General features: G+C 68.6%; 11 protein-coding genes. 6 read left to right on the top strand and 5 right to left on the bottom strand.

Annotated elements, in window-relative coordinates:
* Both Q664_RS39090 and Q664_RS39095 read left to right on the top strand, forming a co-directional pair.
* Nucleotides 1-468, top strand: a 468-nt coding sequence (locus tag Q664_RS39090) for a Tox-REase-5 domain-containing protein (protein WP_043408167.1), incomplete at its 5' end; no start/stop codon positions are given.
* Between the two features lie 12 nt (nt 469-480).
* Nucleotides 481-1224 carry an Imm52 family immunity protein gene (locus Q664_RS39095; RefSeq protein ID WP_043408169.1) on the top strand — a complete coding sequence of 248 codons (744 nt, stop codon included), beginning with the start codon at nt 481-483 and terminating at the stop codon, nt 1222-1224.
* A 13-nt stretch (nt 1225-1237) separates the two neighbouring features.
* Here Q664_RS39095 and Q664_RS39100 read toward each other — a convergent pair whose 3' ends face one another.
* Entirely contained in the window at nt 1238-2263 is a 1026-nt protein-coding gene (locus tag Q664_RS39100; protein WP_043408172.1) for an arginine N-succinyltransferase, read from the bottom strand.
* Nucleotides 2264-2558: 295 nt separating this feature from the next.
* Between Q664_RS39100 and Q664_RS39105 the strand changes: the two genes are divergently transcribed.
* Nucleotides 2559-3500, top strand: coding sequence for a polysaccharide lyase family 20 protein (locus tag Q664_RS39105; RefSeq protein WP_052519205.1), 942 nt, complete (start codon nt 2559-2561; stop codon nt 3498-3500).
* 286 nt (nt 3501-3786) lie between these two features.
* The gene (locus Q664_RS39110) at nt 3787-5304 is read left to right on the top strand and encodes a pyridoxal-dependent decarboxylase (protein ID WP_043408177.1); all 1518 of its coding nucleotides are present in this window, start codon (nt 3787-3789) and stop codon (nt 5302-5304) included.
* Here Q664_RS39110 and Q664_RS39115 read toward each other — a convergent pair whose 3' ends face one another.
* The gene (locus tag Q664_RS39115) at nt 5305-5607 is read right to left on the bottom strand and encodes a hypothetical protein (protein WP_043408180.1); all 303 of its coding nucleotides are present in this window, start codon (nt 5605-5607) and stop codon (nt 5305-5307) included.
* A gap of 189 nt (nt 5608-5796) precedes the next feature.
* Between Q664_RS39115 and mug the strand changes: the two genes are divergently transcribed.
* Together mug and Q664_RS39125 are read left to right on the top strand one after the other, a co-directional pair.
* Entirely contained in the window at nt 5797-6303 is a 507-nt protein-coding gene (gene mug, locus Q664_RS39120) for a G/U mismatch-specific DNA glycosylase (RefSeq protein ID WP_043408183.1), read from the top strand.
* Nucleotides 6304-6387: 84 nt separating this feature from the next.
* Entirely contained in the window at nt 6388-7668 is a 1281-nt protein-coding gene (locus Q664_RS39125; RefSeq protein WP_043408185.1) for a TIGR04013 family B12-binding domain/radical SAM domain-containing protein, read from the top strand.
* 9 nt (nt 7669-7677) lie between these two features.
* On the opposite strand, the gene Q664_RS54215 is transcribed toward Q664_RS39125, so the two are convergent.
* From Q664_RS54215 to Q664_RS39140, 3 genes are all read right to left on the bottom strand, one after another.
* Nucleotides 7678-8430 (bottom strand): immunity 52 family protein, encoded by a 753-nt coding sequence (locus tag Q664_RS54215; RefSeq protein ID WP_200883829.1) that lies wholly within the window; start codon nt 8428-8430, stop codon nt 7678-7680.
* A gap of 63 nt (nt 8431-8493) precedes the next feature.
* On the bottom strand, nt 8494-9006 hold the full coding sequence (locus tag Q664_RS39135) for a GNAT family N-acetyltransferase (RefSeq protein WP_043408188.1): 513 nt from the start codon (nt 9004-9006) through the stop codon (nt 8494-8496).
* Between the two features lie 121 nt (nt 9007-9127).
* Nucleotides 9128-11152: chitobiase/beta-hexosaminidase C-terminal domain-containing protein (locus Q664_RS39140; protein WP_200883830.1), on the bottom strand; the 2025-nt coding region annotated here is incomplete at its 5' end.

Below are 11152 nucleotides of genomic sequence, written 5' to 3' on the forward strand. Positions count from 1 at the left end.
AAGGGCCGGGGCCGCAACACAGGTGGTGCGAGCGGAAAGGCGGGGAAGGCGTCCCAGACGGCTCCGGCGAGGGGCCCTGGCAGGTGGACGTACAAGAAGCCCACCAACGAGTCCAAGCGCTCCCAGGACTACCAGGAGCAGGTGACGGGGCGGCCCGCCTGGTGGGTGTACATGATTGGCGACCTGGAGTTCGACGGCATCAAGCTGGGGGAATTGCTGGAGGCCAAGGGCCCCGGCTACTGCTCCTTCTTCGAGGCGGATGGCTCGCCCAAGCCGTGGTACGTGGCGTCTGGCGGGTTCAAGCAGCTGATGGAACAAGCCGAGAATCAGTCGAAGATGGCCCAACAGCTTGGACTGCCGGTGAGCTGGCATGTCGCCGATGCCCGGGTGGCGGAGTTTCTTCGCAAGATCTTCGAGAGAGATGGCTGGAAGAACATCACCGTCCACTACACGAGGCCCGTGCAGTAGAAAGGCGCACGCATGCAAGAGGACTACTACGTCGGGGCGTATTGGGGACCGCGCCAGGAGACGGCGCTGGAGTGTGCGCGGCGCGCGGAGCTCTTCTTCCACATGCTGGCGCGGTGTGACCCGGCGTTCACCCAGTGGTACCGGGCGGGTCGTGGCTTCCCGCGTGAGCTGCCGGGCTGGCCCGTCCGTCCGGAGATGAAGGAGTTGGAGACCTTCTTCCTCAAGGGCAGGCCCCGTACTGATGTTGGCAGGAAGGTCATTGATGATCTGGGCTTCCGCCAGATGGCGTGGAACGCCAAGAAGGAGGCCATCATGATCAGCTTTTCATGTGGCAAATACTCACCGTGGGGAGGGCCCAATACGTGCCTGCTCAGTCCCATCGGGAAGAGCGCGGTTTGGGATCGATTGGTGCGCTCTCCCGTGCTGGCCGAGGTGCTCACGAGTATGTCCACGGCGTGGGACCCTGACTTCGCCATGGCCAGCTCAACTGAAATGGTAAGGCTCATGGAGAAGGATGGATTCGAGGTCCGGGTGGGCTGGCTGACATACCTGTCGCGCCGCCTGGGAAAGCTGCCGCCGCTGCCCGCGCCGGTGCGCATCGAGCCGGTGGGAAAGCTGGGCTGGCTGCTGGTGCTCTCGCCCGAGCCCATGACGGCCAGCAACCCCGAGCACGTGGCGTTCACCGCGCGCATCCGCGAGCTGCTCGACAGGGCGGGCCTCATCGAACGGCCCGAGCCCCAGCCCGCCAGCGAGTGACGGGCGAACCCCGTCAGTCGAAGGGAATCACGGACAACTTCGCGCCCGCCGGAACCTCCAGCAGCTCCTTGGCCTTCGCCGGCAGGTAGGCGTTCTTGTCGTCCAGCCGCGCCGTGGTGCGCACGGAGCGGAAGCGGTTGCGCCCCGACTCGCGCTCGTAGGCCACGAGCACGTCGTCGCCCTCCATGTCGAAATCCTCTGGCGCCAGCTTCACCGAGCGGTAGCGGCGCACCAGGGTGATGTCCGACAGGTTGGCCTCGAAGTGCGGGCCGCCGTCGAACGGATCGATTCGCTCCACGTAGCGGAAGCCCACGCGCTCCAGCATCCGCTGCACGCCCTTGGTGTTGGGGCCCACCTCGCCGAGCACCTTCTGCACGCGCTCGGGGAAGAGCGACGCGTAGATGTCCGAGTTGGGGAAGAGCTCCTTGATGAACTCCTTGTTCTGCCGGCTGAGGCGATCCGCCTCGTGGTAGGTGAGGCCGGTGAACTTCTTGCCGCACGCCTCCCACAAGAGGCTGCGTCCATCGGGCAGCAGCGGCGGCAGCAGCTCGGCGAGCACCTTGGGGCGGAAGATCCGCTTGTGCATGGCCATGAAGAGGAAGCGCACGTAGGACAGCTGCTTGCCGGGCTTGTCCGGGGTGGCGCGGTAGGGCGGGTCCACCACCAGGCCGCCGATCTCCGTGGGGCCCTCGTAGTTGTAGCCGATGGACAGCACCTTGTGCCGGAAGTGCCGGCCGATGGTGGCCGAGTAGTGCTCGCGCTCGGAGACGTCGTAGTAGGTGTGCGGTGCCTCGTAGGTGCCGTGCTGCGCGATGATCATCGACGTGCCGATGATGAGCTCGTTGCGCACGTCCTCCAGGACGAAGAGGTACTCGCGCTCGAAGGGATTCTTCACCTTGCCCGCGAAGCTCTTCACGGACTTGTCGATGATGGCCGCGAGCGTCTCCTCGTTGTTGGGCAGGTTGACGGTGTTGAGCACCGCGGCGAGCCGCTTCAGGCCGGGCAGGTCGGTCTTCTGGACATCGCGCAGGACGAGCATGGGAGCACCCGGAGCTCCCCTCGCACGGGGAGACCGCAGAAGGGGGGCACCTTACACCACCCGGGTACTCCGTCAGCCGCTCGTCTGCCCCGCCGCTTCGACGCGGCGCGTCGCATGCGGGGCCTGCCTGCCTGGCTGTCCGGTCTGGCTAATCCCATCCATCTCTGGGAATGGCCGTCTCCGAGGGGCAATCGCTCCATTGCTTGCCCGTGGAGCTGTCAAGGCAAAAGAAATAACAGCCGGTTGAAATAAAGGAGGAACGTGGGAGCGTGGCCCTTGCCGTTGGGTGTCGAACATGAGCGAGGGCGCCTTGAGAGCACTGCTGGTTTCACTGCTCGCCATCCTGATGCCGGGGCCGGCGCGGGCCGACGTCGTGTGGCGGGGGGACTTCGAGACGGGCAACAGTTCCCAGTACACGCGTGCCCAGCAGGTGAGCGCGGATCGGCTCCAGGTGGTGCAATCGCCGGTGTTCCAGGGGCGCTACGCGCTCGAGGCCACGGTGAGGCAGGGGGATGACCCCATCGACTCGAGCGGCAACCGCAACGAGCTCGTGTACCTGGGTGACGAGAAGGAGGGCTCGGAGTACTACTACCGCTGGCAGGTGCTGTTCCCGCGGGACTACCCGAGCGCGAAGACGTGGCAGGTCTTCACCCAGTGGCACCACACCGGGTGCTGCGGCTCGCCGCCGGTGGAGTTCTTCGTGTACGGCGAGGAGCTCCGGCTGACGCTCACGAACAGCGTGACGCCGTGGAAGACGGCGCTGGTGCGCGGGCAGTGGCAGGACTTCATCCTCCACGTGAAGTGGTCGTCGGAGCCCTCCGTGGGCTTCATCGAGCTGTGGCACAACGGCCAGCGCGTGCTGTCGCGGTACGCGCACGCGACGATGTACCCGGGCGATGGCATCTACCTGAAGCTGGGCCTGTACCGCAGCGACACCGTGCTGCCGGTGGGCGTCGTGTACCACGACGGTTTCACGCAGGGGACGCGGCTGGAGGACGTGCTGCCGCCGGTGTCCCAGCCCACGCCGGACGCGGGCACGCCGCCGGACGCGGGCACGCCGCCGGAAGGGGAAACGCCGCCCATCGAGCCCAGCTCTCCGCTGCCGGATACGGGGGCCATCCCTCCGACGCTCGAGGGGGTGCCACTGCACGTGGGTTGCTCGAGCACGAGTGGGCCCCTGTGGGTGATGGCGCTATTGGGGCTCGGAGGTCTGTTGCATCGCACCCGGCGCCGCTGAGCAGGTCCGCGAAGGTGTGCCGCTGGCATCCTGCGCTGATCCGCGGCCATATCCCCTCGCCCTCCGGGAGAGGGACGGGGTGAGGGTTTCGGATGTAATCAGGTTGTCCCTCGCACTGTCTTCCGTTCGGGGACGCCGTTGGGTCCCGCGGGTCAGGAGAACGGGCTCGGGCACCCTCACCCCGTCCCTCTCCCGAGGGGAGAGGGGTGTTGGGCGTGTTGCCACTCGGCGCTACCCGTGCCCGAAGGGCCGTCATATGAGAGGCCACCCCGAGAGGAGAACCGAGATGAGCGACGCGCGTGAAGGGGCGGTGCCCCACCTGAGCCCCGAGGAGTTCCGGAGGCTGGGCCACCGGATGGTGGATTGGATCGCCGACTACTGGTCCCGGCTGGAGTCCTTCCCGGTACGCGCGGCGGTGGCTCCGGGCGACGTCATGGCGAAGCTCCCCGCGCACCCGCCCGAGGAGGGGCTCGGCGGAGACGCGGGCTGGGAGGCCATCTTCAAGGACCTCGAGGACGTCGTGCTGCCCGGGCTCACCCACTGGCAGTCACCGTCCTTCTTCGCCTACTTCCCCGCCAACGCCTCGGGGCCGGCGGTGCTCGGCGAGCTGCTGTCCGCGGGCCTGGGTGTGCAGGGCATGCTCTGGTCCACCAGCCCCGCCGCCACCGAGATGGAGACGCGTGTGCTCGACTGGCTGGCCGAGCTGACGGGGTTGCCGGCCTCCTTCCGTTCGGACTCGGGCACGGGCGGCGGCGTCATCCAGGGCACCGCCAGCGAGGCCACCCTGGTGGCCATGGTCGCCGCGCGCGAGCGGGTGCGGCGCGGGCTCGGCCGCGAGGCGGAGCTGGTGGCCTATACCTCCACGCAGGCGCACTCGTCCGTGTTGAAGGCGGCCATGTTGTGCGGCGTGGTGCGCGGTGTGTCGGACGACGTGCACCTGCGCCAGCTCGGCACGGACGGTGCGTACGCCCTGCGCCCGGAGGAGCTGGAGCGGGCCATCCGCGAGGACCTGGCCGCCGGCCGCCAGCCCTTCTTCGTGTGCGCGTCGCTGGGCACCACCTCCTCGGGGGCCATGGATCCGGTGCGCGCCATCGCCCATGTGCTGGAGCGCACGGGTGTCACCGCGGCGGGCGGCTGGCTGCACGTGGACGCGGCGTGGGCGGGCTCGGCGCTCGTCTGCCCCGAGCACCGGGGAATGCTGGAGGGCCTGGAGGCCGTGGACTCCTTCGCCTTCAACCCGCACAAGTGGCTGCTCACCAACTTCGACTGCAACGCCTTCTACACGCGCGAGCGCAAGGCCCTGCTGGAAGCGCTGAGCGTCATGCCCGAGTACCTGCGCAACGCGGCCACCGCGAGCGGCGCGGTCATCGACTACCGGGACTGGCAGGTTCCGCTCGGCCGCCGCTTCCGGGCGCTGAAGCTGTGGTTCGTGCTGCGCCACTACGGAGCCCGGGGGCTGCGGGCCTACATCCGCGAGCACGTGCGCCAGGCCGAGCGGTTCGCCTCCTGGGTCCAGGCGGACGAGCGCTTCGAGCTGGCCACGCCGCGCTCGCTGGCCCTGGTGTGCTTCCGGTTGCGGCCGGCGCCCGGCGAGGAGCCCGCGGCCACGGACGCGCGCAACCGCCAGTTGCTGGAGCGGCTGAACGCGAGCGGCAAGGCCTTCCTCACCCACACGGTGCTGCCCGGGGTGGACGGCGCGCCGGCGCGTTACGTGCTGCGCATGGCCATCGGCGCCCCGCGCACCGAGGAGCGCCACGTGCGCGCGGTGTGGGAGCAGCTCGCGGCGCTCGCGAAGGGCGCGTGACTACTGGTTGATGGGCGGCTGCAGCACGCCGAGCCGCTCGAAGTCCTGGCTCTGGGCCGCGCGCACCGCGTCGAGGACGGCCTCGTCGGAGAAGTCCTTCACGAGGAGCATCCGGGGGGTGACGAAGCAGAGCGCCGTGCCGAGCTGGCGCCGCAGGTGCTCGAGCGTGAAGAGGGTGAGGCCGAAGCGCCGGCCGTCCCGCAGGCGGACCACGACGTCCAGGGTGTCGCTCTGGGGCGAGGCGAGCTCATCGGCGACCAACACGGAGGCGATGGGCCCGTGCGTCATATCGAGGGAGCGCATGGTTCAAAGACTGTAGCCGCCCGCCGGGCAGGGGAGGGGGCCTGGGGGGAGGGCTCCCGTCCACCGGTGCACCATTCGAAGGGGATGCCCGGGCGGGGGAGACGGTATAGGTTCACCTCACGGGAGGAACGCCTGAAGTCACCTCGCAGGCCCACGAAGGACGAGCTGCTCGCCGCGGTGGGGCGCCACATGCCGGACCTCATCGCGCCCGGGCTGAAGGTCCTCTTCTGTGGCATCAACCCCAGCGTGTACTCGGCCGTGGTGGGCCACCACTTCGCGCGGCCGGGCAACCGCTTCTGGCCGGCGCTGCATGCCTCGGGCTTCACGGACCGGCTGCTGGCGCCCTCCGAGCAGGAGGCGTTGCTCACGCTCGGTCATGGCATCACCAACGTGGTGGAGCGGGCCACCGTGTCCGCGGACGTGCTGACGGCGGAGGAGCTCGCCGCGGGCGGGAGGCAGCTGGAGGCGAAGGTGCGGCGTTACCGTCCCCGGTGCGTGGCGGTGTTGGGAATTGGCGCCTGGCGCACGGCCTTCGGACACCCCCGGGCCTCGCTGGGGGCCCAGCCGTGGACGCTGGGCGGCACGCGTGTCTGGGTGCTCCCCAACCCGAGCGGGTTGAATGCGCACTACCGGCCCGGGGACCTGGCACGGCTGTTCCGCGAGCTGCGGCTGGCCGTGGAGAGCGTCGGCACGTAGCGACGCGGCTGGTCTGGCCGGACGTCCCAGGGACGGGCGGACGGCCCATTTGACAAGGGGGGGCCATGTTGGTTTTCAGGGGAGATGGCGTCGAAGAACAAGGTCGCGCTGGTGCTGAGCTACCAGTACCCGGGCAAGTACGCGCTCACCGTGCTGGCGGGGGCGGTGGAGGCGGATGCGGTGGGGCAGGACGTGGCCCTGCGCTTCCCGAGAGACAGGGAGTCGCTGCTGGCCGCGGTGCGCGAGTGCCACGACGCGGGCTACCGGGTGGTGGTGGCGTGGTCGTTCTACTCGGCGAGCTTCCCCGGGGCGGTGGAGGAGCTGGCGTGGCTGCGGGAGCGGCTGGAGGGCCGCGAGGTGCTGTGCATCGCGGGGGGGGTGCACGCCACGGCGGAGACGGAGCAGACGCTGCGGGGAGGCTTCGACCTGGTGGGGGTGGGCGAGGGCGAGCCCGTGCTGCTGGAGCTGCTCGGCCGGCTGGTGCGGGGTGAGGACCCGAGGCAGACGCGGGGAATGTCGAGGCTGGTGGACGGGAAGGTGGTGTCGCAGGGGCGAGGGGAGGGCGTGGTGCTGGACACGTACCCGCCGTTCGCGGCGAGGCACGGGATGTTCGGGGCCATCGAGATTACGCGGGGCTGCATCTACGCGTGCCGGTTCTGCCAGACGCCGTTCCTGAACAAGGCGCGTTTCCGGCACCGGAGCGTGGAGAACATCGCGCGGTGGACGCGGGTGTTGAGGGAGGCGGGGAAGCGGGACGTGCGCTTCATCACGCCGACGTCCATGTCCTACGGCACGGCGGACGAGTCGATGAACCTGGAGGCGGTGGAGCGGATGCTGGCGGCGGTGCGCGAGGCGATGAGCCCCGGGGGGCGGGTGTTCTACGGGACGTTCCCCTCGGAGGTGAGGCCGGAGCACGTGACGCCGGAGTCGCTGGCGCTGCTCAAGCGCTACGTGCACAACGACAACCTCATCATCGGAGGCCAGTCGGGGAGCGAGCGGATTCTCCAGGCGAGCCGCCGGGGGCACGACGTGGAGACGGTGGTGAGGGCGGCGAGCCTGGCGGTGGAGATGGGCTTCGTGCCGAACGTGGACTTCATCCTCGGGTTGCCGGGAGAGGCGCCGGAGGACGTGAGGGCGACGCTGGAGCTGATGCGGCGGTTGTCGGAGCTGGGGGCGAAGGTGCACGGGCACACGTTCATGCCGCTGCCGGGGACGCCGTACCGGGATGCACCGCCGGGCTCGGTGGACGAGGAGACGCGCAAGGAGCTGGACCGGCTGGCCTCCCAGGGCCGTCTCTACGGGCATTGGAAGCAGCAGGTGGCACTGGCGAACGGAATCGCCGCGAGGCGCCAGCCGAGGCGCTGAGTCACCGTCTCAGGACATGACAGGTTGCAGGAGGCCGGCTCCGTCCAGCAGGGCGCGCACGCGCTGCGCGAGCTCGACGTGCGCGGGGTTCGCCGCCGTGAAGCGCTCGGGCGTGAGGACGATGAGTGTGCCCTTGTCCTCGACGGGCTCGATGCGTACAGGAGTGGGCAGGGGCGGTACCGTGCCCCGATGTCGTGAGAGATAGGTCACCCATGCGACGTAGGGACTCCGCTCCGCCTGGTGCGGCTTCACGACGTCGCGATGCATGTGGGACATGGCCACGGCCCAGTCGGGCTCCCAGGCCATCGCCATGTTTCGCACGAGGGCGGCGAGCACGGACGTGGTCAATATCCGCTCGGCATTTGGACCGCTGCTCGGCAGCTTGAACACACAGGCGTTGTTCACCCATGGGGAGTCGCCACCGCATGCCACCTGGAAATCGCTATCGTCGTACTCGTCGCGCTCGCCGTTCCACGCCATGACGGAGTAGCCAAGGTCCTCCATGACCAGGCCTCCATCCGAGCGTGCCACTCCGCCCTGAATCCATTGCTGGAGCGCGGCACGGTTCGGCTCCAGGGGTCGCTTGAGCGACTCCTTGAGGGTCCTGGCTGGCTTGAACCAGCGGGTGAAAGAAGGGTCGCTCTTCGACAGGGAGGCGAGCATGACTTCCATGCGTCTGGCGCACTCCGCAGGAGAGTCCTTCCTCGGACCCCAGTAGGCACCTGCGTAATACGTCTCCATCTTCTGGAGAGTCTCGGACATCAGCAACACGCCTCCCTACAGAGCGGGGGTCTAGACCACTTCGATGCCGAAGACGCCTGGGGGTCAGGGTGAAACCCGTGCCCGCTTGCGGCTGTCGAACACCTGCGCCGGGTTTCCATCGAGGGTGGTGTCCTCGAACGCCCCACCCATGTACTCGCCAATCACGCGCCGCCAGAAGGCGGTGGCACCCTGGTTGGAGGGGAGCTGCGACAGCTCCCACGTGCCGGGGAACCAGTCGAAGAGCGCGAATGCGGCCCTACGTCCCACGCCGTGCCGGCGCGCACCGCGGAGCACGAAGAATTCGCTCAGATGGAAGTCGCGCCCGGGAGTCATGAACGGGAAGGGCGCCTGCCCCACCATGGCGAAGCCCATGGGCCGGCCATCGAGCCGGAAGAGCATCGGGTGACAGCCCTCCTTCCCAGACAGCCAGTAGGGCAGGTAGTCGGGTTGCCAGAGGCCCTCGGCATCCAGCGAGTATCCGCCGCCGAACTCGCTCAAGTCATGCAGGTATAGCGGGTACAGGTTGCGCAGGAGCGTGTGCTCCGCAGGGGAGACGGGGAGGACCGAGAGTGTCATGCCCCCGCACCCTATCAGCGGCCTGCTCCCTCTCCCTCTGGGAGCGGGCCGGGGTGAGGGTCTTCCCCGGGGACGCGGGAGGAGCCGGACTGTCCGGCCCCTCCCACGCGGATGCTACGGACTACGGAGTGTGCGACCCGAACGAGGAGGCACCCACGGCCCAGTCGCTGGCCAGGTTGTTGTCCGTGCCGCTGACGCGGCGGACCGTGGTGGTCCTATCGGTCGACGCCCCAGTCCAGTCGACGGACACAGCCTTGGCGGCGGTATCATCGCAAGGGGGGCCACAGGTGTTCGGCAACCACTGCCCCTCGCCCTGGAGTGCCTGCAACTGGTCCAGGAAGTCAGCGGGAGGCGTTCCGCCACCCCGGTAGAAGGACGCGCCATCCTGAGTGGCACCCGTGGCGTCGCGCACGCGCAGCACGCGCCGTGAGTAGCCAATCTCGTTGCCGTTCCCGATGAAGTCCCAGGCGTTGTCGTAGTTGGCGCCGTAGGAACTCGCGGGGAACTCGCTCTTGCTGGTGGTCTCGGAGGCAGGCGCGTCGGCGGGCGCCGTGGTGGGCCTGAGGTGGACGACGATGACGTCACCCGTGGTCACCAGGATATTCGGGAAGGAGGCCAGGACGAGGCTCGCGCCCTGCGTCAGGGTGAACTTGTCCACGGAGCCTCCCTTCACCACGAGCAGTTCCACCAGGTCCTTACCGCCGTTGATGCCGGGGGCGACCTCGGTGAGCATCAGCTCGGCGGGCGTGATGAAACCGTTGAAGGTGGTGCTGTTGCCCGTCGGCTCGACGCCGCTGTCCCGGGTGTCCTTCACGCTCGAGGCCACCGTCACCGTGTAGGTGCTGCCCGGCACCTGCGTACCGGTGGTGAGTTGCACCTGGCGGTCCGACACGGTAGCGGCCGAGGCCACCAGTCCGTTGTCGAAGGTGAACTGGCTGCCGTTGGCGAGCACGCTGGCCGGATCGAGGGTCCGGTCGAAGTTCACCGTCACGCTCGTGGGGCTGGTCGCCGTGGCACTCGTCACCCGGGGGCCGGGGCACGACAGCACGGTGAGATCGCTGGTGGCCCAGGCGGAGGGTTGGGCCTGGTCGCTGAACCGCCACAGCGGCGCCTGCGTGGTGACGACGCAGTCCGGCGTCAGCTCGTACGCGTCCGCCACCGCGGTGGTCAGGCGCAGCTTGAGGTTGCCATCGTTGGCGGGGTTACCCAGGGTCACGAAGTTCGCCGAGACGTTGCCCGAGCCCGCCGAGCCGAAGGGGCCGGCCACGGTGCCAGTGACAGAGATGAGCTCGCTCTCGTAATCGTCCAGGTTGGTCACGAGATCGACGTTGCTCACCTCGTTGACGAGGGGCTCCACCGACTCCCTCGTCCTGTAGATGATCCAGCTTCCGAACTTGGAGATGTAGCTCACCCCGCTCGACAGGGTCTTCGTCTCGGTGGCGCGGAGTCTCAGGCGGTCGCCGACCGTGAGGCCGCTGCCGACGGTCGTGGGATCGACCGCGACGAAGATCGCCGGACCGTTCTTCTCCGACTGGAGGAAGAAGCCCGCGGGATCGGAGCTGGTGCTCCCGGTGACCGGCTTCGTATAGGTGACGAGCGCCCCGTCGATGGGATCGTTGAGGGTCCCGTTCCCCCGGGCGCGGACGGTGGCGATCTGCGCCGAGGTATTGGCCGGAGTGGAGATGGTGTAGACCTCGGTATTCGGGGCCTCCGCGTTGTCGGCCTTGTCCACGGAGAAGAACTTCAGCACGACGTAGCCGGAGAGGGTGAAGGGGCCGGTGTAGTGCGTCGAGCTCCGGGTCGGCGTGCTGCCGTCGAGCGTGTAGTACGTGTACTCGCACCCGATGCCGCTGCCATCGGTGCAGCTCAGGGAGATGGTCTCCTCGGCGGTGAAGTAGATGCTGCCCACCGGGGTGGCGGTGGTGGTGGGCGCCGTCGTGTCGAGATCGATGACGTACGTCTCGGTCCGAGCCATCTCCTCGTTACCGGCCTTGTCCACGGAGAAGAACTTCAGAGTGGTGTCGGCGGAGAGGGCGATGGCGCTGGTGTATCGCGTGGAGCCCGTGGTCGGGTGCTGCCGTCGAGCGTGTAGTACGTGGCCTCGCACCCGCTGGAGCCGGTGTCGGCGCAGGCCAGGGTGACGTTC

The organism is Archangium violaceum Cb vi76 (assembly GCF_000733295.1).
GTDB lineage: Bacteria > Myxococcota > Myxococcia > Myxococcales > Myxococcaceae > Archangium > Archangium violaceum.